At 57.6% G+C, this 22,409-nt stretch carries 24 protein-coding genes and 1 tRNA gene; 10 read left to right on the top strand and 15 right to left on the bottom strand.

The window, feature by feature from the left end:
• The first annotated feature begins 151 nt into the window (after nucleotides 1–151).
• Both CU100_RS09150 and CU100_RS09145 read left to right on the top strand, forming a co-directional pair.
• Nucleotides 152–1,663, top strand: a complete 1,512-nt coding sequence (locus CU100_RS09150) for an ATPase domain-containing protein (protein WP_106716295.1) — start codon at nucleotides 152–154, stop codon at nucleotides 1,661–1,663.
• 97 nt (nucleotides 1,664–1,760) lie between these two features.
• On the top strand, nucleotides 1,761–3,698 hold the full coding sequence (locus CU100_RS09145) for a PAS domain-containing hybrid sensor histidine kinase/response regulator (RefSeq protein ID WP_106716293.1): 1,938 nt from the start codon (nucleotides 1,761–1,763) through the stop codon (nucleotides 3,696–3,698).
• A gap of 48 nt (nucleotides 3,699–3,746) precedes the next feature.
• On the opposite strand, the gene CU100_RS09140 is transcribed toward CU100_RS09145, so the two are convergent.
• A complete protein-coding gene (locus CU100_RS09140; protein ID WP_407070316.1) occupies nucleotides 3,747–4,067 on the bottom strand; it encodes a hypothetical protein in 321 nt (106 codons plus the stop codon).
• Nucleotides 4,068–4,229: 162 nt separating this feature from the next.
• On the opposite strand from CU100_RS09140, the gene CU100_RS09135 reads away from it, so the two are divergent.
• A tRNA-Asn gene (locus CU100_RS09135) sits at nucleotides 4,230–4,304 on the top strand.
• 76 nt (nucleotides 4,305–4,380) lie between these two features.
• On the opposite strand, the gene CU100_RS09130 is transcribed toward CU100_RS09135, so the two are convergent.
• Nucleotides 4,381–4,869, bottom strand: a complete 489-nt coding sequence (locus CU100_RS09130) for a DUF4126 domain-containing protein (RefSeq protein ID WP_106716291.1) — start codon at nucleotides 4,867–4,869, stop codon at nucleotides 4,381–4,383.
• A 344-nt stretch (nucleotides 4,870–5,213) separates the two neighbouring features.
• On the opposite strand from CU100_RS09130, the gene CU100_RS09125 reads away from it, so the two are divergent.
• Nucleotides 5,214–5,648 carry a hypothetical protein gene (locus CU100_RS09125; RefSeq protein ID WP_106716289.1) on the top strand — a complete coding sequence of 145 codons (435 nt, stop codon included), beginning with the start codon at nucleotides 5,214–5,216 and terminating at the stop codon, nucleotides 5,646–5,648.
• A gap of 34 nt (nucleotides 5,649–5,682) precedes the next feature.
• On the opposite strand, the gene CU100_RS09120 is transcribed toward CU100_RS09125, so the two are convergent.
• Nucleotides 5,683–5,892 carry a hypothetical protein gene (locus CU100_RS09120; protein WP_106716287.1) on the bottom strand — a complete coding sequence of 70 codons (210 nt, stop codon included), beginning with the start codon at nucleotides 5,890–5,892 and terminating at the stop codon, nucleotides 5,683–5,685.
• 123 nt (nucleotides 5,893–6,015) lie between these two features.
• On the opposite strand from CU100_RS09120, the gene CU100_RS09115 reads away from it, so the two are divergent.
• Entirely contained in the window at nucleotides 6,016–6,324 is a 309-nt protein-coding gene (locus CU100_RS09115) for a DUF6665 family protein (protein ID WP_106716285.1), read from the top strand.
• Between the two features lie 23 nt (nucleotides 6,325–6,347).
• Here CU100_RS09115 and CU100_RS09110 read toward each other — a convergent pair whose 3' ends face one another.
• Entirely contained in the window at nucleotides 6,348–6,602 is a 255-nt protein-coding gene (locus tag CU100_RS09110; RefSeq protein ID WP_106716283.1) for a DUF2171 domain-containing protein, read from the bottom strand.
• Between the two features lie 137 nt (nucleotides 6,603–6,739).
• On the opposite strand from CU100_RS09110, the gene CU100_RS09105 reads away from it, so the two are divergent.
• On the top strand, nucleotides 6,740–8,275 hold the full coding sequence (locus CU100_RS09105; RefSeq protein WP_106716281.1) for an NAD(P)H-hydrate dehydratase: 1,536 nt from the start codon (nucleotides 6,740–6,742) through the stop codon (nucleotides 8,273–8,275).
• The gene (locus CU100_RS09100) at nucleotides 8,272–8,715 is read left to right on the top strand and encodes a hypothetical protein (RefSeq protein ID WP_106716280.1); all 444 of its coding nucleotides are present in this window, start codon (nucleotides 8,272–8,274) and stop codon (nucleotides 8,713–8,715) included. The genes CU100_RS09105 and CU100_RS09100 overlap by 4 nt, the downstream gene beginning before the upstream one ends.
• Before the next feature lie 847 nt (nucleotides 8,716–9,562).
• On the opposite strand, the gene CU100_RS09095 is transcribed toward CU100_RS09100, so the two are convergent.
• The 6 genes from CU100_RS09095 to CU100_RS09075 form a co-directional block, all read right to left on the bottom strand.
• Nucleotides 9,563–10,549: a Csu type fimbrial protein gene (locus tag CU100_RS09095; RefSeq protein WP_106716279.1), complete on the bottom strand. Its 987-nt coding sequence runs from the start codon at nucleotides 10,547–10,549 to the stop codon at nucleotides 9,563–9,565.
• Nucleotides 10,546–10,692 (bottom strand): hypothetical protein, encoded by a 147-nt coding sequence (locus tag CU100_RS26800; protein WP_170113783.1) that lies wholly within the window; start codon nucleotides 10,690–10,692, stop codon nucleotides 10,546–10,548. The genes CU100_RS09095 and CU100_RS26800 overlap by 4 nt, the downstream gene beginning before the upstream one ends.
• Entirely contained in the window at nucleotides 10,685–11,599 is a 915-nt protein-coding gene (locus CU100_RS09090; protein WP_245419012.1) for a Csu type fimbrial protein, read from the bottom strand. Before CU100_RS09090 ends, CU100_RS26800 begins: the two co-directional genes overlap by 8 nt.
• A gap of 68 nt (nucleotides 11,600–11,667) precedes the next feature.
• A complete protein-coding gene (locus CU100_RS09085; protein ID WP_106716275.1) occupies nucleotides 11,668–14,088 on the bottom strand; it encodes a fimbria/pilus outer membrane usher protein in 2,421 nt (806 codons plus the stop codon).
• Nucleotides 14,069–14,785, bottom strand: coding sequence for a fimbrial biogenesis chaperone (locus CU100_RS09080; RefSeq protein ID WP_106716273.1), 717 nt, complete (start codon nucleotides 14,783–14,785; stop codon nucleotides 14,069–14,071). The genes CU100_RS09085 and CU100_RS09080 overlap by 20 nt, the downstream gene beginning before the upstream one ends.
• A gap of 28 nt (nucleotides 14,786–14,813) precedes the next feature.
• A complete protein-coding gene (locus CU100_RS09075) occupies nucleotides 14,814–15,344 on the bottom strand; it encodes a Csu type fimbrial protein (RefSeq protein ID WP_106716272.1) in 531 nt (176 codons plus the stop codon).
• A gap of 542 nt (nucleotides 15,345–15,886) precedes the next feature.
• Between CU100_RS09075 and CU100_RS09070 the strand changes: the two genes are divergently transcribed.
• Both CU100_RS09070 and CU100_RS09065 read left to right on the top strand, forming a co-directional pair.
• Entirely contained in the window at nucleotides 15,887–17,143 is a 1,257-nt protein-coding gene (locus CU100_RS09070; RefSeq protein ID WP_106716271.1) for an SAM-dependent methyltransferase, read from the top strand.
• A complete protein-coding gene (locus tag CU100_RS09065; protein ID WP_106716269.1) occupies nucleotides 17,140–17,496 on the top strand; it encodes an MmcQ/YjbR family DNA-binding protein in 357 nt (118 codons plus the stop codon). The genes CU100_RS09070 and CU100_RS09065 overlap by 4 nt, the downstream gene beginning before the upstream one ends.
• A 171-nt stretch (nucleotides 17,497–17,667) precedes the next feature.
• Here CU100_RS09065 and CU100_RS09060 read toward each other — a convergent pair whose 3' ends face one another.
• On the bottom strand, nucleotides 17,668–18,150 hold the full coding sequence (locus CU100_RS09060; RefSeq protein WP_106716267.1) for an Lrp/AsnC family transcriptional regulator: 483 nt from the start codon (nucleotides 18,148–18,150) through the stop codon (nucleotides 17,668–17,670).
• Between the two features lie 219 nt (nucleotides 18,151–18,369).
• Here CU100_RS09060 and ald point away from each other — a divergent pair, with 219 nt between their 5' ends.
• A complete protein-coding gene (ald, locus tag CU100_RS09055; protein ID WP_106716265.1) occupies nucleotides 18,370–19,485 on the top strand; it encodes an alanine dehydrogenase in 1,116 nt (371 codons plus the stop codon).
• A gap of 217 nt (nucleotides 19,486–19,702) precedes the next feature.
• On the opposite strand, the gene CU100_RS09050 is transcribed toward ald, so the two are convergent.
• The 4 genes from CU100_RS09050 to sseA form a co-directional block, all read right to left on the bottom strand.
• On the bottom strand, nucleotides 19,703–20,176 hold the full coding sequence (locus tag CU100_RS09050; protein ID WP_106716264.1) for a DUF1203 domain-containing protein: 474 nt from the start codon (nucleotides 20,174–20,176) through the stop codon (nucleotides 19,703–19,705).
• A 69-nt stretch (nucleotides 20,177–20,245) separates the two neighbouring features.
• Nucleotides 20,246–20,677 carry a hypothetical protein gene (locus CU100_RS09045; RefSeq protein ID WP_146141819.1) on the bottom strand — a complete coding sequence of 144 codons (432 nt, stop codon included), beginning with the start codon at nucleotides 20,675–20,677 and terminating at the stop codon, nucleotides 20,246–20,248.
• A gap of 195 nt (nucleotides 20,678–20,872) precedes the next feature.
• The gene (locus CU100_RS09040; protein ID WP_106717191.1) at nucleotides 20,873–21,400 is read right to left on the bottom strand and encodes a GNAT family N-acetyltransferase; all 528 of its coding nucleotides are present in this window, start codon (nucleotides 21,398–21,400) and stop codon (nucleotides 20,873–20,875) included.
• 157 nt (nucleotides 21,401–21,557) lie between these two features.
• Nucleotides 21,558–22,409, bottom strand: coding sequence for a 3-mercaptopyruvate sulfurtransferase (gene sseA / locus CU100_RS09035; protein WP_106716261.1), 852 nt, complete (start codon nucleotides 22,407–22,409; stop codon nucleotides 21,558–21,560).

The following is a 22,409-nucleotide window of genomic DNA, read 5'->3' as shown; positions in this document are numbered from 1 at the left end:
AAGTATGTGTCGTTTTCAGACGAGATCGAAGGAACCAATTCGACGTGCAGTCGTTTATCAGGGCTGAATTGCCGTCTGCGGGGGCGACCGCCCGTAGAAGGTCCAGTGCCGTTCTTGCCGCGTCACCCCACACATCTCATGGAGCTCCAACATGAATTCTCGACCCAGATCGAAAAAAGCTCGAACTGGGATTCCCGGACTGGACGAAATACTAGCAGGAGGACTGAGCGAGGGCCGGGTATTTTTGCTGGAGGGAAATCCCGGTACGGGAAAGACCACGATCGCGTTGAGTTTCCTGCTCGAGGGCGCAGCTAAAGGCGAGAAAGGCCTCTACGTCACGCTCTCTGAAACCGAGGATGAGCTTCGTGAAGGGGCAAGCTCCCACGGTTTCACGATTGGCGAGAACATAAGGGTTTTCGAGCTTGTGCCGCCGGAAAGCCTGCTTGACGCCGAGCAGCAGCAAAGCCTCCTCTATTCCTCGGATCTGGAGCTTGGCGAGACGACCAAGGCCATCTTCGAGGAGTTCGAGCGTGTCCGGCCGCGCCGGGTTGTTCTGGACAGCCTGTCGGAGATCAGGCTTTTGGCGCAGGGATCGCTCCGCTATCGCCGGCAGATACTGGCGATCAAGCACTATTTCGCCAGGCAGGGTGCAACGGTCTTGCTCCTCGACGATCTGACTTCAAGCAGTCAGGACAAGACCGTCCATAGTGTTGTTCACGGCGTCATAAAACTCGAAGAACTCGCACCTACCTACGGATCCGAACGGCGCCGCCTTCGCGTCCTCAAATATCGGGGCCAGGCTTTTCGCGGCGGCTATCATGATTTCATCATCAAGACTGGCGGTGTTTCGGCGTTTCCGCGCCTCGTGGCGCTGGAGCACCGCCGAGAGTTCACGCGCGACGTTTTGCCGAGTGGCATTGGCGAGCTGGATGATCTTCTTGGCGGCGGCCTCGAGCGCGGCTCGAGCTGCCTTGTTCTCGGACCCGCCGGTACGGGCAAAAGCACGTTTGCACTCCAGTTCATCATGTCCGCCATCAATCGCGGAGAAAAGGCTGCCATCTTTGTTTTTGACGAAGAGCTTGGCCTTTTGTTCGCACGCGCCAAGGCAATCGGTATCGATCTCCAGCAGATGCGGGACGATGGGAACCTTCACATAGAGCAGCTTGACGCTGCGGAACTCTCTCCGGGCGAGTTTGCCCATCGCGTCCGCGAGCATGTCGACAGCACGAACGCCAAAACTGTCGTGGTCGACAGCTTGAATGGCTATCAGGCATCCATGCCGGAGGAAAACGCCCTCGTCCTGCACATCCACGAATTGCTGCAATATCTCAATCGCCAGGGAGCGACAACGGTTCTCACCGTCGCCCAGCATGGCCTGGTCGGCGACATGAAAGCGCCTGTCGACGTTACTTATCTCGCCGACACAGTGGTCCTTCTCCGTTATTTCGAGGCACATGGCAGGGTTCGCAGGGCTGTCTCTGTCATCAAGAAGAGGACGGGCCGCCACGAGGATACGATCCGGGAATTCCGGATATCCAGTCAAGGATTGTCGCTCGGTCAGCCTCTCGATGAGTTCCAGGGCGTGTTGCGTGGCGTGCCGCAGTTTGTCGGCAAGGTAGACCCGTTGTTAAAGCCAAGTCAGGCGGATCCAGATCATTTCTGAGAGCATAAACAAAGCTGCACTTATCTATGCGCCTGGCGGCAGGGACGCGGCGGTTGCCGTCTCGATTCTCCGGGAGGCCGAGATTGCCTCCGAGATCATGCCGGATCTGGAAAGTCTTTGCCGCGCCCTCGGCGAACGCGTCACTTTCGTCGTAACAACGGAGGAAGCAATTCGCCATGCCGATCTCAAGCCCCTTTCCGCGTGGGTGGAACATCAGCCCAGCTGGTCGGACCTGCCGTTTATCGTTCTGACACAGCGCGGCGGCGGACCGGAGCGCAACCCGGCAGCGGCGAGAGTGTCCGAGATATTGCGCAACGTGACGTTCTTTGAGCGCCCGTTCCACGCCACCAGCTTCATCAGCATTGCGAAGACCGCTCGTCGGGCAAGGGCCCGACAATATGAAGCCCTGGGTAGAATGGAAGAACTGAGTGAGGGCGAGCGCCGGCTGCAGACAGCCCTGCGGGCCGGGCGGCTTGGCTCCTGGGAATATGACCTTGCCACCGGAGTGCTCGTGACATCGGATGTTTGCAAGGCGGTATTCGGCAGGAACCCGGACGACAGTTTCACCGACACCGAACTGCTCGGCACCATCCATCCGGATGATCGCGGCACAATGCAATCGCTCATAGACAAGGCAATCTCGAGCGGCGAGGACTTCGAACTCGAGTGCCGCACCATCTGGCAGGATTCAAGTCCGCATTGGGCGGAGTTCAGGGGACGGGCCGTACGCGACCGGCATGGCAATGTTTCAAGGCTCGTTGGTGTTTCATCTGATATAACGGCACGTAAGATCGCTGAAAAAGAGCTCATCGAACTTAACGGCACACTTGAGGATCGCGTTGTCGAGCGCACGCTGGAACTCCACGATGCCCACCAATCGCTTCTTGCGCAGGTGAAGCAGCGCGAGATCGCCGAGGAACAGCTGAGACAGGCGCAGAAGATGGAGGCCATAGGCCACCTCACAGGCGGCGTTGCGCACGATTTCAACAATCTGCTGATGGCAGTGCTGGGCAATCTCGACCTGTTGCGCAAGCATTGCATGAATGATCCGAAAGCGACCCGGCTGATCGATGGCGCATTGAAGGGTGCACAAAGGGGAGCGGCACTGACCCAGAGATTGCTGGCGTTTGCCCGGCGGCAGGACCTGAAGGTCGAGCCGGTCGATCTTATCGAACTTGTCAGGGGAATGAATGACCTGCTCAGGCGATCTGTCGGCTCCAACATTCAGTTGAACTACGACCTGCCAGCTGCCCTGCCACCCGTTCTGGCCGATGCCAATCAGATAGAACTTGCTCTCCTCAATCTGGTCGTCAATTCACGCGACGCGATTTCAAAGAGTGGAGAAATCGGCATTGGGCTTCAGAAAATGGAAGTGGCTGCGTCGACACAGGACCTGACCGCGGGAACCTACGTTGTCATGTCGGTGCGTGACAACGGTCAGGGCATGACGCCTGAGACGCTTGAAAGGGCCATTGATCCTTTCTTCTCGACGAAGGAACTTGGAAAAGGGACCGGCCTCGGTCTATCCATGATCCACGGTCTCGCGGTCCAGCTCAAGGGCGCGCTCAGGTTATCGAGTTCTACGGGAGCCGGGACAAAAGCGGAGTTATGGTTGCCTGTCAGCACAGGTTCGAAGAGCAGTGCGAACCCCGGAGTTGAGGTCAGCCCCGAGATCGTGGAGGCAAAGTTCAGGATATTGATGGTGGACGATGACGCTCTGATCGCCATGAGCACCGTCGATATGCTGGAGGATCTGGGTCACGAGGTAATCGAAGCCCATTCCGGGAAGGACGCACTGGAAATCCTGGAAGCTGGAGAGGAAGTCGACCTTCTCATCACCGACTATTCCATGCCGAAGATGACCGGTGCGGAACTTGCCAAGGCAGCGAGATTGTTGAAGCCGGGCCTTCCTGTCCTGATTGCAACAGGCTACGCGGATTTGCCCCCGGGCATGGATATCGATATCCCCCGGCTGGCAAAACCCTATACCCAGGCCGATCTGGCATCTCACATCGCCAAAGCCTTGGCGAACTAGGATCGGGAACGAGCCGAAGAACGGGCACCCGCCTGCAATGACGCCGGCTTAGATCTTGTCCTTGTCGGAATTGAACCATCCGCTCTTCCAGCGGCGGCCGAGCTTCACCTCTATCTGGCGACGCTTGCGCCTGACGAGCGCGGAATCCTGCGAGAGGACAACCAACCCGAGCGGAACCATCCAGAAGCCCAGGACAGGCAGGAACCCCAAGGCACCGCCCGCGATCAACACGCCGCCCAGCGTGCGGCGCATTGCCACCGACTGCGGCACCGGCACGTGACGGCCGAAGATGCGCATATGGCGCCGCTTCTTGTGGCTGTGATGCGCCTTGTTGGCCTGGCTTTCCTTATGGGTGGGGTCTTCTGACAAATATCTTCTCTTTTGCTTGTCGGCATCAAAACCCGATGTAGGAACGGTTTTGCCTCATGTCATCGGCCTGTTATGCACATAAGAGGAAAAAAATCGAAATGGTCCTTTGCAAAAGGGAAACCCTTTTGCTATAGGCCACTTCGCTGATGAATAAGCAGCTGTTCCCCGGTAGCTCAGTGGTAGAGCAATCGGCTGTTAACCGATCGGTCGCTGGTTCGAATCCGGCCCGGGGAGCCACTTGTTCATCTAGCCGGGAAGCTGACCCCGGCGTCTATAGGCCCGAACGTTCACCGACGATCCGGCTGTGTGAAGATCAAACTAAACTCAACGCACCCTCGCCTAACGGCAAAGCGGCAACGATCAGCAAGGCGCCGGCGATAGCCACGACGTCCTCGATCAGCGCCGCTGGCAAGTCTTTGCCGAACCTTGCAGCAAGGCGCTCGCGGATCTCCGCGCCTCCATACGTCCCGATGACCGCGCCAATTATTCCCGCGATGAATCCGCCGATGACTGAGCCGCCACCGATACCGATCGCCCCACCGCACAGTGCTCCCATAAATACGCGGGCGCCGAATTGCATCGGCACCTTGCGGCTGGGCGTCGATGGCAGTTGATCGGCAAAAAGTTCACCGATGGCGAGAATGGTCAATATCCACGGTGTGAAGGCATAGCCAAGAAAGGCGAGCCAGCTGTCGCCCAGGTTCAGCCACCCGAGATATGCGGCCCAACTGATGGCCGCTGGGGCAGTCATCGTGCGCAGGCCAGCGACGATCCCGATCAGAAGTGCCAAGATCAATGTCATCATGATATGCCTGTCGACCCCCGGTGACGATACTCGTGAAAGTGGCACGAATGGAGCGATTCCTGCAACAACAGAAACCTCAGGTTGTCCTTGGTGAATCAAGAGTGTCTGCGATGTGCTTGAACTCCAATTAAATGCCGATGACGTCACATCCGATCAGATGTGAATGTGCAACTTAGCCAAACAGCATCACAACGATCAGGCCCTTCGCTTTTCAAGCGCCGGTTGACTTCTCGTCTTCCCTGCCGATCTTCTTTGTCATCAATGTAGCCGCTGGAACCTTTTTATTGTGCATTGGTTCAACGGTGATAGCGGTTGATATCAACAGCCGGGAGGAAGGTATCATGTCGATAAAATCTTTGCTCGTTGCCGCAGTAATTGGCCTGTCCGGCCTGTCGGTTTCCGGGTGCGTCGAGACCACCGGTCCCTATTACGGTGGTTATGGTGGTTACGGCGGGTACGGCACGTATGGCGGCTATGGTGGCTATGGCGGTTATTACGGCACCACGATCTATAGCGGGTTCTATGATGGCCCGCGCTACGACCGGCGTTATCGCCGCTACGACGATCGCCGGGATTATTGGCGCCGTCGCAGTGACTGGCGCGAAGGTTCGGAGCGCCGGGACGATTGGCGCCGCCAGCAGGCCCGGATCGAGCGTTCCGACAGGTCACGGGAGCGGACCGACAGAGTGAGGGAGCGCACGCCTGGCGGAGACCCGATCTATATCCCGCAACGCGGTCGCAACTATATGGGAGGCTCGGGCCGGTCGAACCAGTAGCGTGGCGCCGCGATAGAGGCGCGTGGCGCTCGGTTCAGACGTGCTTCGGCGGCTCGCGCACCTCGTCCGGATTCGGCACCGGCATCTCGTCCGGGAGCCGGTCTGGTGGCGGCTCCTCCACGGGTATCTCGCCGGGCATCGGGTTGGGCTCGGGTGGCAATTCCTCGGGCCGCGGCGTGGGAGCAGGATCGCCCGGCCGGTTGGTGCCGGGTCCGGGTTCCGGGATTGGTACTGGATCGCCCATTTCGGTTCCTCCTTGCATCAAGGTTTAATCCCGCGCGCCACCGAATGTTCCGCCGCTTCTTGCATGAGCTTGGCGATTATGATCGAATCGCCTCCACCGGTTTTAAGCAGTCGTAGTCAGCCAATGTCCGTCAGACCTCCGCGAAACATTTCCAGCAATTCCGCCGGCACCAGTCCCCCCAACGCGCTTGACATGGAAATCATGGCCGAGATGGCCGCCGCCCTCGGGCGTGCCGGGGAAAAAGTCGAACAGACTTTGGAGAAACTCGGTGCGGCTCCGGAAGCGGAGCGTACCGCGCACCTGAAGGCGGCCGCTCGAGCGGTCCACGCCTATTTCATCCAGCGTGAACTATGCGGCCTGCGCAACCATGACGACGCTGTCAGGCACTACGGGATTCCCCGTTCTGTCCTGGTAAGACTGGGTGCTGTCTGACAGGAACCGCGGCAGGCGCGCCGTTACGTTTTGCCCGGTTCTTCCTCTTCCTCGAACATCACCGCCACGTCGGAATTGGCTGACAAGCGAACCCGGTCGCCTTCCACTTCTGCCACGAGCGACGTCGAGATATAGTGGTGATGACCCCTGTGCGAGCCCTCGCCGCTATCCTTGCGGGTCAGCTTGATCCGTGCCCCGTCAACCTGGTCGACAGTGCCTATATGGACACCATCGGCGCCAATCACTTCCATATGTTCCTTGATGCCAGTAACAGCCATGACTTACCTCCAAAGGCGACGCATCAGGAACGCGTGAAATGAACTTTGGATGCATTGTTGCGTTCAAGGCTTACCCGGCCGGTGCGAAAGCTCTAGTCTGGCCGGAAGATTCTTTTGCAAGAAAGCATTGCTGTTAAATGGCTTATGAAATCTTGACGCCTGTGGAGATGGGGAAGGCTGACAAGCTGACGATCGCCGCTGGCCCATATGATGGATATGGACTGATGCTCAATGCAGGGTCGGCCATCGCTCATCGTCTGCTCGCAGACGATGGCGACGCCTCGGCGTTTCACGTCCTGTGCGGACCTGGAAACAACGGCGGCGATGGATATGTCGTCGCGCGCCTTCTTGCCGAGAGCGGCGCAAGCGTCCATGTCTGGTCATATGGCAAACCGGCGGCTCAGACCGATGCTGCAATGGCCTTGCAGGATTGTCCGGTCCAGCCGCGGCCAATTGCGGAGTTCCAGCCGACGCCAGGCAGCGTCATTGTCGATGCACTCTTCGGCGCAGGGCTGAACAAGGCGGTGACAGGCGAAGCAGCCGAAGCGATCGGGCGTGCCAATGTGGCCGCGGCCCGGCGCGTCGCGGTCGACATCCCCTCCGGCCTTGACGGGCTGACGGGCCTGCCGCTCGGTCCCGTCTTCCACGCCGGCCGCACGATCACCTTCTTTCGCAAGAAGCCTGGCCATCTGCTCTATCCGGGACGCACCTTGTGCGGTGAGCTTGTCGTTGCCGATATAGGCATCCGCAAGGACGTTCTCGCCGCCATAAAGCCCCGCTGTTTTGAAAATACGCCGCATCAGTGGTGCGAACGGCTACCGGCCCCAGAGGCCAACACGCATAAATACAAGCGCGGTCACGTCGCGGTATTTTCCGGTGGTGCAACCGCAACCGGCGCAGCCCGGCTTTCCGCCCTGGCCGCCGCCAGAGCCGGTGCAGGCGCGGTGACGGTCTTGTCGCCGGGGGAAGCGCTGGCCGTGAACGCTGCCCACCTCATATCGATCATGCTCGCACGCTGCGATCACAACCAGGATTTGCAGACCTTCGTTGAAACGCGGAAAGCTTCCGCCTTCGTACTCGGGCCCGGCTTTGGCATCGGCGAAAGAGCGCGCACGTTCGCCCTGGCGCTCCTCGGCTACCAGCCCGCACAACTCGTATTCGATGCGGATGCCATCACATCGTTCGAGAAACATCCGGACGTCCTCTTCCACGCGGCAGGCAGCACAGCTGAAATCCGGCTCGTGCTGACGCCGCATGAAGGCGAGTTCAAGCGTCTGTTTCCCGATATTGCCGGGAGCGAAACAGGATCGAAGCTCGAACGGGCGCGTAAAGCCGCCGCCAGGGCGCATGCAATCATCATCTATAAGGGCGCCGACACGGTGATCGCGTCGCCGGATGGCCGCGCCGCGATCAACACCAATGGAACGCCGCTCCTGGCGACGGCGGGGTCCGGCGACGTGCTCGCCGGTCTCGTTGCCAGCTTGATGGCACAGGGCATGCCGCCATTCGAGGCAGCCTGCGCCGCGGTCTTCATCCACGCCGCAGCGGCCCGCAGCCTCGGCTTTGGCCTGATCGCCGAGGACCTTCCCGCCGTCACGGCAATCGTTCTCGGCGATTTGATGGATGATTGGCAGCAGGAGAAAAGCGCAAGGAACGAAGGAGTTGCACCATGAGAGCAATAGCAAGCACGAAAGCCGGACTTCCATGGCCAAACGTCGCGCGGGCGCTTAGATTGACCGCCCCTCTCCTTTTAGCCGGCTTGGCAGGATGCGCCGCCATCAGCTATGCCAAGGATAATTATGCCGGTATCACGCCCCAGTATTTTACCGCAGCCAATGGTGACAAATACACCATCTATGACAATATCGGCCAAAGCAGGCTGATGATTGGACCGGGTGCCACAGCCTCGGCCACGCAAGGCTTTGTCAAGGGTCTTGGCCTCGGTTCTATTCCGCCTGTCGTCTTCCGCGACGTTGCGGAGCAATATCTGCGATCGACCGAACGCCGCTGCACCGCGCAAGACGTCACCCTCATCCTCGATCCGCGCTACGAAGTGCGCTATCGCTGCGAGCGCATGCGAGGACCTTCCGACGTGCTGCTCGGACCGGCATGAGCGCCGCCGGGCCAGCATTCCCTCGGGTTAATCTCCCCGTCATCCGCGGATCCTTACCCTGCCTCACCCCTCTCCCGGTCATCCCCGGACATGAGCTCGTCGGGTCGAAATCACCGGCGCAGGGAGAAGTGGCATATCATGCCCGAGATCGAGGAAGGTTCCGATGACAGCCGGCCTCTGATCCCTGTTTGAGGAGCAGTCGCGTGGCGATAAAGGTCGCGGAGAAAGATCACGGCAGCGTTTTACCAAATTTTCCCTTGCCTGTTAACCCGGTCTTTACCTAGATCATTCACCTTGTTCTCAAGCGCGAATATGTAGTGCGTACGCGCTTCCAGTTTTCTTGCCATGCGTCATCATTCTGTCGCATTGGCAAGTTAATCTCTAGTCATAGCGAATAGCTTATTTCCATTTTTGACCACGGATGTACTGGCACTGGTGTCGAGGTAAGCTTAGGAAGGTCGGGTAGCTCCCGGCCTTTTGCTTTTCTATTGTTTATCACACCATTGGAACCCGAAGCGATCGTCTTGGAAGCGGCGAAGTCTTCGGCGGCCCTCAGCGCCATTGCATCGGGTCCGGACATGGTCGGCGCCAGATGTCTATCGCGCCTTCGACCTGTTCAGTGCTGCCGCGGCGCACCAAAGCTTAGCACGCATTTACAACGCTTCCTCGCCTCATGCAGGGCGATTGCGGGACGGTTCACGCAGTGCTTCCCTCGGTGGGTTTTACACCCATGGATGGCAGCAATCACCGGCCATCCCGCCACTCTGTATACGGCACACCGATTTTCTTCAGCCGGTGCAGACCGTTACGACAGCTGCAGCGATTGCCTGCGCTTGAAGCCGCAACATCAATTATACTCGAGCGTAACGACCACGTTGTCCGTATAGGTTCCCGGCGGAGGCGTTGCCTGTTTCGGCACACGCGCATAGATTGGTATACTGATCGGTATTCCCGTCCCCTTCTTGCCCTTCAGCAAATCATTCGGTCCATCCCCCCAGACCAGCATTCTCTGGCTGTCCTGAAACAGCTCGTATTTAACTTTCTCCTTGCCGTTGGACATGAATCGCCCGTTGGCGGTGCCGCTTTCGGTATTATTCCCCCAACCCATCCTGATCGTATAGGGAAGTTCCTTGTCACAGTTGGCGCGCAACGCACCCTGCGCCTGCAATGCTTGGTCCAAGTCTAGCACCTTTCCGAAGTCAATATCGCTGGTTATGCTCAGCTGACAACTCGACACATAGAGGAACGCTGCCTTGAATGTTTTCTGCGCCCTTCGTTCCGAAGGGTTGTTACAATCCTTGTCAGCCTCGAAAGGATTCTCAAAATAACTGATGGTCATGGGAACATTCGCCGTGTACAGACCATCAGGAACAGACTGTCGAGGCGGCATTCGTCCAGCGATCTGCATTGTTCCGGCACCTTTTCGCCGGCCCAATGTGAGCAACTCCCATTGGAAGACGACTGGGACAGCAACTTTTTCGTTCGCTTTAAGCACGGTTTTACGGTCCGGAGCGGTGTAGACATTGTACCGGAGTGTATCTCCTGTGCTGCCGCTCAGGTGCCTCCAGCCCGTATCGCTACCAGCGGGCTCCGGGCTTATCGCCACACACATTTTGATGGAAGGCATAAGGAGCGAAAAGATGTCTAAGCCATCTTGTGAACAATCGGCGCTGATCGTCACGGTCATATCTAAATTGCGATCTCTGGCAGGATCCCCTTTGCCAAAATTCATCCCGTCGACAGTAAAGGTACAGTTGGGGTTGGCAGCTGACGCCGGGGCGGCCAGAAGCAGAAGCGCAACAAGCCCCATCAACGGCAGCAAAAAACGTTTCATTGGCACACCACATTCCTTATTGCGACCTGCGTCCCCGGCTGGCGCGTGTAGGCGAACGCCGCGTTGCAGGTCTGACCGTTGACGAATTCCCCGGTGACATTGTTATTGCCGGAAAGCAGCGCGGCCGCAGGCACCTCAATCATAGTCAAGCGTCACAATGACATTATCCGTGTAGGTTCCGGGCGATGGGGTTTTCTGCTTGGGGACACGCGCATAAATCGGGAATGTTCTTTTATTGCCATCACCTCCACCGGACGGTTTCTCTCCTCCGAAAACACCGTCCCAAAGATTGCTGCGCTGTTTGTCCAAAAAGAGATTATAGCTGATCTTCTCATCACCGTTGGCCATATAGCGTGTCGTGCCCGCATCGCCCTGCGCGCCCCATCCAAGATAAAGCTTATAGCTCGTACCCTTGTCGCAAGTTACAGCTACCTTCCCCTCCTGATCTCGCGGCTCGTTCAAATCCTGCCATGAGCCGAAATCGATGTGCTGGGTCACGTCCAACGAACACCGGGAAGCAACCTTAACCCTGACGTTGAATGTGGCGCTCGACGACTTTCCACCAAAGTTGCAGCCCACGGGATTGGCCCCATCTTTTCGCATGTACTTGAAATGTGCGGTGATCCTCGTGGAGTATTCGCCCTCTGGAACGTTCTGTTGCTTTGGCAACCAGGCATATATCGGATAGTTCGCAGTACCGGTTACAGGGCTCAAAACCGTTAGCACACCCCAATCGATGGCCACGTCCTTACCGAACGCGATATCCGGCTTATAGGATTCGATACGAGTTTTGTCCGTGTACAGCTGGAACTTCACCTTGTTATTATTGGTTGTATCCGTCAAATATCGCCAACCAGCCTCCCCGCCTCCGGTTCCCTCGTTCAACGATACACAGATACGATTCGGCGAATTGAAGGCATTCAAGAAACCAAAGATAACAAAGTCATCGCATTTCACGGTCATCGACCCGTCTTGACCGGAATCCGAGTAGAGCCCAAAATCGACGTTGCCAAAGGAGAATGGCTGACTTCCAGTGAAACTGCAGGTCATATCAGCCGACGCCGGTTCCGGCGCCAGAAACCACACGAACAAACATATCAACGGCAACAAAAAACGTTTCATTGGCACACCACATCCCTGATCGCGACCTGCGTCCCCGGCTGGCGCTTGTAGGCGAACGCCGCAAGGCAGGTCTGACCGTTGACGAATTCCACGGTGACATTGTTATTGCCGGAAAGCCCCTCGATATAGGCCTCGCCATCGTAACCGACGACGAATGTCGCGTCCGTTCCGTCGATCCGCCCCAACAACCCGGCAGCGAGCGGCTTGCCGCCCGCATCGGTAAGCCCGACCAGGGCCGCGGCTGCCGCTTCCTTCACGTTGAAGTCCACGACCACACCGCCATTGTTGGCCGGCACCACAATCGTGCGCGTATCTCTTATAGCTGCGTCGACGGGCAAGTTTTGCGGGTCGATATCGATCTGGTTGGGATCCCATGAATTGAGGTCCGGCACGATCAACCGCCCGCTGCTATTGGTGTGTCCGACCACATTGTTGCGTGATCGCACCTCGACATTGGCCGCGCCGACATCCACGACTGCAAAGGCGTCGTCGATACGGTTTGTCGCGAAGACGCCGCCGCCCGCAACGGCAATGGCGCCGTCCAGCGAGCCGCTGGCTCGCACCGCTTCGCCATATTGCTGGACCCAGCCATCGACACGCGCATATTTACTGCGATAATTGCCGCCAACGGAGCGATTGGCCGTCTTGCCTTCGCTGGTACGCACGTTCCAGCCGTAGCTTCCCTCCTCACGCGTTGCCGACTTGGAAACTTCGGCAAAACCAGCAATGTCCTTGCCGTTCTGATCGACGCCGGTCGAACCATAGATGTCATTGTCGAAGGATACGCTGAGGCCGGCATAGACGCCGAAATTGTCGCCGTCGTCGAGATCCTTGAAGGCGGAAGCGTAAAATGATGCATTCTTCCAAAGCGAAGTGCTGTAGGAAGCGCTGGCGGTACGGGTCTTTTCGCCCATATCCGTTTCGATCTGTGTAAGGGACAAATAGATATTGGACCTGCTGAACAAGGTGGGCAGGCTCAGGCTCACCTGATCGACTGCGCGTGCCGTGCGCGCCGAATAGATGCGTGCGCCCGGAACGAAATAATCGATGCGCTGGTTGTCGGCGGTCACTGAAGCGATATCGTCATAATTGCCAAACGCGCGCTGCATGCGCCCATAAAGCGAAAAATCATCATATCGTAGTTCGAGCGATCCGTTCAGCAGCATGCCGGTTTGTCCGTCATGCTGGCTGCCGGCCACCGCAGCCGAGGTTGCGCCCCATCGGCCGAGCGGAAAAGCTGCACCGATTCCGCCATTGAGGAGATCGGCACCGCCTTCCGCGTGCCCTTCCAGTGTCAGCCAGTTTGTCAGGCCGTAGCGCATGGTTGCCGTGCCGAAGACGTCGCTGGCATAATCGTCCGATTGGCTGCCGAAATTGCGGCGCGGAAAGCCCAGCTCCGCCGAAAAATCCATCAATCCCTTGGCGAGCTGTTCGCTCGATGTGTAGAAGGGCAAAGTGGTCCGTGTCTCGCGGCCGAGCGTGTCGCGGATGACGACCTGCGCCTCGCCCGAACCGGTGACCACGGGCAGATTGGCCAGTTGAAACGGCCCTGCCGGAATGTCGGAACTAAAGGTTTTGACGTTCTGCGTATAGACTTCGAGCGTCGAAGGCACGGCCGCCGAGCCGGAGACGACGGGCATGGGCAAGGTCACGAGATCGGAACGCAGGGCAAAATTTCTTTCCACTTGCATGCCGCCGAGATGGACCGATCGGGTCCAAGGCAGGCTACGGGTGACGAAATCGCCAGCGCTGTAGGTGATCATCCGCTCCGGGTCGGAATAGTACCACGTCGTATCGAGGCGCTTGAAGCCCTGCAATTCGCCATCGGAAAGATTGCCTGTGAACGATTGTTTCACCGTGCCGAATGGGCTGAAAAACCGTGCATCGAAGCCGCCGGAAACGCCTTGAAATGGCTCGATATCCTTATCCGTCAGATCGTTCGAGCTGGAATATAGCGTATAGTTCAACACTGCACCGGTGCTCGAGGTCGGCTTCGGGTGCTCGCGTTCGCTGCGCTCGCCATCGAGATCGATCTTGCGCGGCACACGTGCCGCGTCGGTCGCGACCACGTAGATGCTCTGGGTTTCCGGCACGACATGATACTCGACGCCCGGAAGGTCGTTGAGATGGATCGAGCCATTGGGCTTGATCGCCGCCTTGAGCGGCTTGATGCCGACTTCTTCCAGCTCGCCAGGCTTGGCCGTCAGGCTGCCATCCGGCAATTGTTCGAACGTGCCGACGAAATCCGTGTTCACGTCATTGATGAACACGGCAAGCTGCAGCCCTTGCACGCCGGTCGCTCCGGTTGCCGCGGTAACAGTCGGATCTGTGGGCGGCTCCTGCGCTTGCCCCGCCCCGGCGAGGCAGGCAAGCAGCAACAGCGCCAGGGGTGCGCGGCTAGTTACTGACGTTGACATTGACTTCTACCGGTCCTTTGTCAGTGTCGAGTTTCAAGATCGCGGGGCCGGCGACGAGCCCCTTGGCACTGCCGAGCTCGAATTGTGCCGAGCCGCCAGCTGTCACATAGCCCGCAACGTCTTTCTTGATGGGGATGATCCGGCTGTTCTGCAGAAGCTGGACATCCTTGACGCGCAGCTTCGTCGCACCGGTATTGGTTCCCGACAGGAGATAGCCGCCATTGCCGCGCCGGATATTCCAGCTCACCTGACCCGCTTGCGTCTCGGCAGCCCTGAAGAACACCGGCAGCGAAAACCGCACGGTGAAATTGACGTTGCCATTCTTCATCTGCGAAGGGTCCGGCAACTCATCTACGAGGACGCGGTAGCTCTCCTCGGCGGCGACCGGCTTCTTGCTAACCCGCACGACGCGCAACGTATATTGATTATTGGCGCCGATCTGCGCCACGGGCGGGCTCGCGACCACATCGGTCGTCGGATCGAGCCGCTCGATGCCCATGACCTGGCTCCAGCGGAAGACCCGCACCTGCACCCTGACGGGCTTGCTGTCGCCGTTCCTGAGCGTGATCACGCCGGCAGTTTCCGGCAGCACCTTTTCCAGACGCGTGGGTGAAACCTGCAGGGAGGACGCCCCGGCAATACTGGTTTGCAACGCGCACAGGCCCAAAAGGCCCATGCCGTATAACAAGGATCGCATGGCGTCCTCCTGTGATGTGCGGGATGTTCTAGTTTAGTTTGACAGTTACCGTGACGGTGTCAGTGTAGATACCAGCGGCGGGAATGGGTGTCTGCAATGGCACGCGGCCGAAAATCGTGAAGGGCACGTTTGTGCCGGGCGTTGTTGACTTCTTCTCGACAGTATCGGTTCCCACAGTTTCACCCCACACAGTGCCGTAGCCGCCATCAGTATAGAGATTGTACTTGATCTTCTTGGTCTTGTCGGAGGCCAATGCCAGATTGCGATCGGCGATCGTACCGTTCTGACCGCCATCGAGAAGAACGTTGAAGGTCTGGTCTGCTGCACTGCAGGACACATTTAAGGTTGTCGACTGCTCGATAGTGTCGCTCAGCGTCGTCCATGTGCCGAAATTAAGGGTGCCGACGGCACTGCTCGTGAAAACGCTGCAGCCACTTACAATCTCAAGCTTCACGTTAAGAGTTCCGGTCTTGGCCGCGGCGAATGCAGGGCCTGTCAGTCCGAATGATGCCGCAACGATGGCCGCGCATGCGATGCGTGTTGAAAAACGAAGTGTCATTAATAAATTCCTTGATTAATTGATCACATGAAAAGACCCCCAATTAATTGGGAGCATGGGGTTAACATGATGTGAAGCATGCTTGAGGTCAAGACATGCCCTGCCATAAAATGGCAAGTAAATCCGGCATGGATGAAATCATCTGCCGCGTGTTACCCAATAAACACATAACAACCGGCGCGTGTTATTCCAATTATACTTTAGTCTCAAATTTAAACTTTCTACGTGTATATCGAACCTCGGCGCACGTATTCCGCCTGTATCGAACCCTGAGCCGGGGCCGCAATCGGGCTCCACGGTGGCTTGTTTCCATCATTCTTTCTGATCTCACTTGGCAAACGCGGCGAATTCAGCAGCGGACAGTTTGCGCCAATCCCTCTCGCACGGGTCGCCTCCAGACGAATCGGCGGCTCGAAACCGCGCGTCCTCCTCGTTGGTCCAATAGTCCCGCAACCTCGAACGCGTCTATTCAACAAATCATCTTGAACATTTATGACATTCCCGCGAATAATGCTTGCGGGGTTACGGGACAGACAGATCGAATGGCAAGCAAGACGACAAAAGGGGATGCGGTGACGGAGCCCGTATGGCTGACGCCGGGGAATGTCGGGGCGGCACTGAAAGGTTTGCCGCTCAAGGCGCAGGCAGCCTTGCGCGCGGCAGCGCATCTTCCCCGCGGAACCTTGACCATCACCACGCCGGACCGGAAAATCTTCAAGGTCGGCGGCCGGCAGCACGGTCCGGATGCCGCCATCGTGCTTCATAACTGGAACCTGCCGCGCCGGGCCTTTGCCGGCGGCACGATCGGCGTTGCCGAGTCCTATATGGATGGCGACTGGGACAGCCCGGACGTTACCACGTTCCTCGAGCTCTTTGTCGTCAACGAGGATGTTGGCGAGGATCTTGCCGGCGGTTCAAACTGGTTCATCAATGCTGCGCAGCGGCTTCGCCATTGGTTCAACGATAATACACGCGGCAGGTCGCGCAAGAATATCTCGGCGCATTATGATCTCGGCAATGCCTTCTACCGTGAATGGCTCGATCCGACGATGACCTATTCCTCGGCGCTTTTCGATGAGACGGCCAGTGATCTCGAAAGCGCCCAGACTGCCAAATATCGGGCGCTCGCCAAGAATATCGGCATCACCCGCGGGTCGCGCGTTCTGGAGATCGGCTGCGGCTGGGGTGGCTTTGCCGAATATGCGGCGCGTGAGCTTGGCGCCCATGTCACGGGGCTGACCATCAGCCGCGAGCAGTTCGATTACGCAACGCAGCGCATAGAACAGGCCGGTTTGTCGGGAATGGCAGAAATCAAGTTTCAGGATTATCGGGACGAGACGGGTAAATATGACCACGTCGCATCGATCGAGATGTTCGAGGCCGTCGGCGAGAAATACTGGCCGGTGTTCTTCGGCAAGGTCAAGGATTGCCTCAATCCGGGCGGCAGCGCCGGCATGCAGATCATCACGATCAACGACAGGAGTTTCGACCGTTATCGCAAGCGGCCGGATTTCATCCAGCGCTATGTCTTTCCCGGCGGGATGCTGCCAACGCCGGAGAAACTGAAGAGCCTCGGCAGGGATTTCGGGCTCGATCTCTACTGCGAGAACATCTTCCCGCAGGATTATGCCCGCACACTGGCCGAATGGCGCGAGCGTTTCTGGGGCTCATGGGACCGCCTGCGCCACCTCGGTTTCGATGGCCGTTTCAAGAAGCTCTGGGAGTTCTACCTGTTTTACTGCGAGGCTGGTTTCCGCTCCGAATATATCGACGTGCGCCAGGTGTTCTATAAATCATGACAAAGACGCTGGACGAAGCTTTCGAACGTATCTGGGCAATCGCCGAGTCGCTGCACCTGCCGGAACTCGTGCGCAGCACAACCTACGGCACGCCCTCGTTGAAGGTGAAGACCTCTTTTTTGGGACGCCTGAAAGATGTCGAAACGTTTGCAATCTATTGCCCGCTGGAGGAGAAGCCCCTGCTGATGGAGAGTGTTCCGAACATCTATTTCGAGACCGATCATTACAAGGGCTGGCCCTATATACTGATGCATCTTGATGCCGTGTCGGACGCGGAACTCCGTCATCGCATCAAGTTGGCGTGGCACGCAAGGGCGCCCGCCAAGGTGAAGAAAGCGCTTGAGGCGGGGTGAGGTTTTTGCACCGAAGCTGAAGGGATTCTGACCTCAAGCGGCAGCGTTCTGGATCGGCCTTGGCAAGGGAATAACCCGCTCTCGCACGAAAAAAATCGACTTCCACACGAAAACCCATGAATTTGACGCGATAAATTCTATTTTAGCGTGTCTTTTAGTTGCGCCAGGTTGCTAACCTGCATCGACGAGCGCCGTTTCAACGCCCAGACCCGTGCGGTCCGCTACTTCCCGCAAAGCAAAGGATGAGTTTATCTTGGTAACGTGCGGCATGGCCGACAGCCAGAATTTATGTATCCGTTCGTAGTCCTCAAGATCCTTTGCAGCAATGCGCAAGAGATAGTCATATTCGCCCGACATCAAATAACACACCAGTACATTGGGGCAGAGTTTTACTGCGGCTTCGAATTCGCGCAGCTGTTTGTCCGCCTGTCCGGATAGCGAGATATTGACGATGACGATTACCGGGTGCCCCAGCATCTTGTTGGAAAGCCGTGCATGGTAGCCACGGATGACCCCTGACTTCTCCAGGATATCCAGCCGCCGCGAGCATGCCGACTGCGACAGTCCAACCTTCTCCGCAAGCGTCGCATTGGACATGCGGCCATCCTTTTGCAAACTGTCAAGAATAGCGATATCGATCCTGTCCAGCGCCATTGTTCGTTGTTTCTCCTGATCTTGGTCGTTTTGGCGCAAGAATATTCGAAAAACAGGTCAACGTCGAGGCTTCTTGGCAAGGACATGCAACGCGATCTGTGGTGTTATATTTGCCTCAAGGGAACATCTCGGGTGTGTCGAGATCAAGGTCCGGGCGGGCCAAATCACAAGGCCGCCAAGGCGTGAACATCGACACATCCTCAATCAACAGGAGGCGTTATGCGTATTGGCTGCCCAAAGGAAATCAAAAACCATGAATATCGCGTCGGCCTCACTCCGGGCGCCGTACGCGAATATATTGCCCACGGCCACGAGGTCATCGTCCAGTCCGGAGCTGGTTTGGGAATAGGCGCCGACGATGGTGCCTATAAGGCGGCCGGCGCCAAGGTCGTCAAGTCCGCCGAAGAAGTCTTCCAGCAGGCAGACATGATTGTCAAGGTGAAGGAACCGCAGCCCTCGGAATGGGCGCAGCTCCGTGAAGGTCAGCTCCTCTACACCTATCTGCATCTCGCGCCAGATCCCGAACAGACAAAGGGTCTGCTGGCCTCAGGCGTCACCGCCATTGCCTATGAAACTGTCACGGACGACCGGGGCGGACTGCCTCTGCTCGCTCCAATGTCGGAAGTTGCCGGGCGTCTGGCCATACAGGCCGGCGCAACAGCACTTCAGAAGGCGAATGGCGGGCGCGGTGTCCTGCTTGGTGGCGTTCCTGGCGTGCTACCGGGCAAGGTAACCATAATCGGTGGCGGCGTGGTCGGCATCAATGCAGCCATGATGGCAACCGGACTAGGCGCCGACGTCACCATCCTGGACCGTTCTATTCCGCGCCTGCGCCAGCTGGACGATATTTTTCGCGGGCGCATTCATACGCGCTACTCGACGATCGAAGCCCTCGACGAGGAGGTTTTTTCGGCCGATATCGTTGTCGGTGCTGTGCTTATCCCGGGCGCAGCCGCTCCAAAGCTCGTCACACGCGAGATGCTCTCCGGCATGAAAAAGGGAGCGGTTATCGTGGACGTCGCCATAGACCAGGGCGGCTGCTTCGAGACCTCGCATGCGACCACTCATTCCGAACCCACATATGAAGTGGATGGCGTCATCCATTACTGCGTCGCCAATATGCCGGGAGCCGTCCCGGTCACGTCCGCCCATGCGTTGAACAATGCAACCTTGCAATATGGCCTGCAGCTGGCAGACCGGGGCGTCAAGGCGCTCGTCGACAATCCGCATTTGCGCAATGGACTGAACGTCCACAAGGGACGCGTCACCAATCAGGCCGTTGCCGAAGCGCTCGGGCTGGAAATGGTCGAGGCAAAATCAGCAATAGCCGCCTGATCCTGCTGGACCTTCCCTCGCCGTCATCCTCGGGCTTGACCCGAGGACCGATCGGCGACGCCTACATCGAAGCGCTCCTTCCTCGCCGTCATCCTCGGGCTGGACCCGAGGACCATTGGCGACGCCTACATCAAAGCGCTCCTTCCTCGCCGTCATTCTCGGGCTCGACCCGAGGACCCATTGGCGACGGCAACGCTGAGGGACGTCGCCCAGACCTTCATGCGAATTCGATACGGCACTGGAAGCAATTGTTCCGCGCCGATCGCATGTGGACATAGGCGACATCGTCGCGTCGCAGCAACTGCCCTGCGCGGCTCAGGATCTCCTTTGTCCCGATCACTCCGCCTGTGCCGTAAACGATACGATCCTGGCAGGAATAGCCGCGAAGTATATAATCATCGTTCTCACGAAACATTTCGGGCATTTCTGCCGGTTCCTGATAGCGCTCGCACTCTTCCGCGTGCAGGAAGATCGGGCCGGTTTCTGCATAGGGCTGCGGCGCGGGGAACGGCCGGTGTGAAAGGACAAGATATTTGCTGCCTGCCTTCACGTTTTGCAGACAATGCCTGCAGGGCACGCCATCGCCATCTGAAACATGGGTCTCCGGCGTCTGGCCATTCGCGTCAGCCCCGCCCATCTGATAGTAACGTGCCATTGTTGTCGTGATGGCAACAAATTGAATCGCGCTCATGGGAAGTCTCCTTGTCAAGACAAGGAAACACCCGATTTCGGCGATCAGCCACCCGATTCCTGCAGAACGCTACTTCGTGACGTTGATGTTGAGAGTGACGTAGCTGAAGACGTCGCTGCCGGGTGCCTTGCTTGAAACGACCACAGTGTCGCTACCAACGAATCCTGCTCTTGGAGTGTAATACGCGCCAACTGCCGCTATTTTACGCGCGTTGCACTTCTCTTGCGGATGCCCGGGCCGGAATGAAGGAGAAACAGTACCGCGCCAAAGGTCAACGGTCCCGTTTGCAGGAGCGGTTACAACCTTGAAATCCGGTGTTCTGCCACTGGAGCAATCAGGATTGACCATATAATTGTTCAAAAGTCCGGTTTTGTGACCCGCCTTCGCCGGTATCGAATAGATGGCTGATCCGGACTTCGTAAACTTGGGATCACTTGTTTGACAAGAAGAAACCACAAGGCTCGACGCTACGAGCGTCAAGCCGCACAATAAACTTTTCATTCTACCCCCGAAGAATCGCTTGGCTTTCTCTGTTTAAAGAGAGATCGGGGCAAGGCATATAGAACGAAAGGTGGAGGTCGAAGAATTGTTTGACTTAAGGCGCTCGACCCCAAATCTGATGTAAACGGCAAACGACTACTTGTTCGGGCACTTGGATGAAAATAATGTCGGTGCTTGTACCACTTGATTGAGGACCTAGTCCCAGGCTTCGATTTCCGCCTCCGCAAAACCGACGGGTTTAAAGCCCATTCTTTGGTACATTTGCAATGCCCGCGGGCTATCCAAAGTATTGGTTTCGATAATAACGCGTTGCGGACTGCTCATCCAGGCGGTCAGAATTGCTTCGTTCAAGAAGAACTTGGCGAGCCCCCTGCCCTGAAATTCCGGTACCAGGCCGAAATACAGAATTTCGGTAACTGCCTGTTCTTCATCGATGACCAGTTCGAAAAAGCCCGCTGGTGAACCATCGGCGTAGAGGACATGTATATCCACATTGTTGCGATGAATAATCGCCTTCAATTCGTCGTCGCCAAGGCGGCGATGCACGGACCAATGATGCGGCTTGCCCACCTGTTCATAGAGAAAGCGGTAGAACGGCAATGAAATCTTCGTGGCACGCATCAGCGCCAGTTTGAAACTGACAGGCGTCGGCACCGATTGCGTTGGCCGCTCCGTCATCTCGAGATGCGTAACACGTGTCTTCAATATCCTTGGCTTCGTCATGGCCTGGTGTCCGTCTTGAACGTCGCTGCGGCGGGGCATATGGCGTGGTTTTTGCGATCGTCCTGGCGACGAGAGCAGCGTACACAAAGCACGTGAGCACCGGAAGCGCTGAAAATCGCGTCAGATGATCGCCACGGTAGAGTTTCTGGACAGATACTCATGCGTTGCCGGTAGCGACGGGAGTGTCCTTGTTGCCACCCCATTCCGACCAGGATCCATCATAAAGAATATTGTCCTTGTGACCCACCGATTCGAGCGCGAGCGTAATCACGGCGGCCGTTATGCCCGACCCGCAACTCGTCACGACAGGGCGCGACAAATCAATGCCAGCGCTGTTCAAAACGTCGCGCAACTGGCTGACATCCTTCAGGTAACCGTTTTCTGAAAGGCTGGTCGATGGCACGCTGCGGGCGCCAGGCATATGGCCTGATCGCAACCCTTCGCGAGGCTCGGGATCAACGCCCTTGAAGCGCCCGGCCGAACGCGCGTCCGCTATCTGTCGTGACCTGCCTTCGACGATCTCGCGCATCTGCGTAAAACTTGCCACTTTGCCCGGGTCGAAATCGGGAGCGAAGGCGGATGGAGCGATCTTGGTCACCGCATTGGTGACCGGTCTGCCATCCTTCTTCCAATTATCGAATCCTCCGTCCAGTACGAAGACATTTTTAGCCCCGAACGTACGGAACATCCACCATACACGCGGAGCGGTCATCATTCCTGGCCCGTCATAGACCACGATCGTGTCGTCATTGGTGATGCCCATGCTGCTCGCAGCCGCCGCGAAGGCTTCCGGCTTCATGAGAGTGTGCGGCAGCTGCGAATCCGGATCAGACATTTCTTCATGGTCGAAGAAAATGGCGCCCGGAATATGAGCTGTGTCATATTCCGCCTTGGCATCGCGGTTCTGGGCGGGAAGATACCAGGAGGCATCGAGAACGCTGAGGCCAGGCCTGCCCAGTCTTTCCTGCAACCAATCGGGTGAAACCACAAAGGGGCTCTTGTCTGCCAC

It is taken from the genome of Phyllobacterium endophyticum, assembly GCF_003010935.1.
GTDB classification, from domain to species: domain Bacteria; phylum Pseudomonadota; class Alphaproteobacteria; order Rhizobiales; family Rhizobiaceae; genus Phyllobacterium; species Phyllobacterium endophyticum.
This window is presented reverse-complemented; position numbering and strand designations above follow the sequence as displayed.

Coding starts and splice junctions, on each gene's coding strand:
- CU100_RS09150 (WP_106716295.1), top strand. CDS start 152: ATGAATTCTCGACCCAGATCGAAAAAAGCTCGAACTGGGATTCCCGGA.
- CU100_RS09145 (WP_106716293.1), top strand. CDS start 1,761: ATGCCGGATCTGGAAAGTCTTTGCCGCGCCCTCGGCGAACGCGTCACT.
- CU100_RS09130 (WP_106716291.1), bottom strand. CDS start 4,869: ATGACATTGATCTTGGCACTTCTGATCGGGATCGTCGCTGGCCTGCGC.
- CU100_RS09125 (WP_106716289.1), top strand. CDS start 5,214: ATGTCGATAAAATCTTTGCTCGTTGCCGCAGTAATTGGCCTGTCCGGC.
- CU100_RS09120 (WP_106716287.1), bottom strand. CDS start 5,892: ATGGGCGATCCAGTACCAATCCCGGAACCCGGACCCGGCACCAACCGG.
- CU100_RS09115 (WP_106716285.1), top strand. CDS start 6,016: ATGTCCGTCAGACCTCCGCGAAACATTTCCAGCAATTCCGCCGGCACC.
- CU100_RS09110 (WP_106716283.1), bottom strand. CDS start 6,602: ATGGCTGTTACTGGCATCAAGGAACATATGGAAGTGATTGGCGCCGAT.
- CU100_RS09105 (WP_106716281.1), top strand. CDS start 6,740: ATGGCTTATGAAATCTTGACGCCTGTGGAGATGGGGAAGGCTGACAAG.
- CU100_RS09100 (WP_106716280.1), top strand. CDS start 8,272: ATGAGAGCAATAGCAAGCACGAAAGCCGGACTTCCATGGCCAAACGTC.
- CU100_RS09095 (WP_106716279.1), bottom strand. CDS start 10,549: ATGAAACGTTTTTTGCTGCCGTTGATGGGGCTTGTTGCGCTTCTGCTT.
- CU100_RS26800 (WP_170113783.1), bottom strand. CDS start 10,692: ATGATTGAGGTGCCTGCGGCCGCGCTGCTTTCCGGCAATAACAATGTC.
- CU100_RS09090 (WP_245419012.1), bottom strand. CDS start 11,599: ATGACCTGCAGTTTCACTGGAAGTCAGCCATTCTCCTTTGGCAACGTC.
- CU100_RS09085 (WP_106716275.1), bottom strand. CDS start 14,088: ATGTCAACGTCAGTAACTAGCCGCGCACCCCTGGCGCTGTTGCTGCTT.
- CU100_RS09080 (WP_106716273.1), bottom strand. CDS start 14,785: ATGCGATCCTTGTTATACGGCATGGGCCTTTTGGGCCTGTGCGCGTTG.
- CU100_RS09075 (WP_106716272.1), bottom strand. CDS start 15,344: ATGACACTTCGTTTTTCAACACGCATCGCATGCGCGGCCATCGTTGCG.
- CU100_RS09070 (WP_106716271.1), top strand. CDS start 15,887: ATGGCAAGCAAGACGACAAAAGGGGATGCGGTGACGGAGCCCGTATGG.
- CU100_RS09065 (WP_106716269.1), top strand. CDS start 17,140: ATGACAAAGACGCTGGACGAAGCTTTCGAACGTATCTGGGCAATCGCC.
- CU100_RS09060 (WP_106716267.1), bottom strand. CDS start 18,150: ATGGCGCTGGACAGGATCGATATCGCTATTCTTGACAGTTTGCAAAAG.
- ald (WP_106716265.1), top strand. CDS start 18,370: ATGCGTATTGGCTGCCCAAAGGAAATCAAAAACCATGAATATCGCGTC.
- CU100_RS09050 (WP_106716264.1), bottom strand. CDS start 20,176: ATGAGCGCGATTCAATTTGTTGCCATCACGACAACAATGGCACGTTAC.
- CU100_RS09045 (WP_146141819.1), bottom strand. CDS start 20,677: ATGAAAAGTTTATTGTGCGGCTTGACGCTCGTAGCGTCGAGCCTTGTG.
- CU100_RS09040 (WP_106717191.1), bottom strand. CDS start 21,400: ATGACGAAGCCAAGGATATTGAAGACACGTGTTACGCATCTCGAGATG.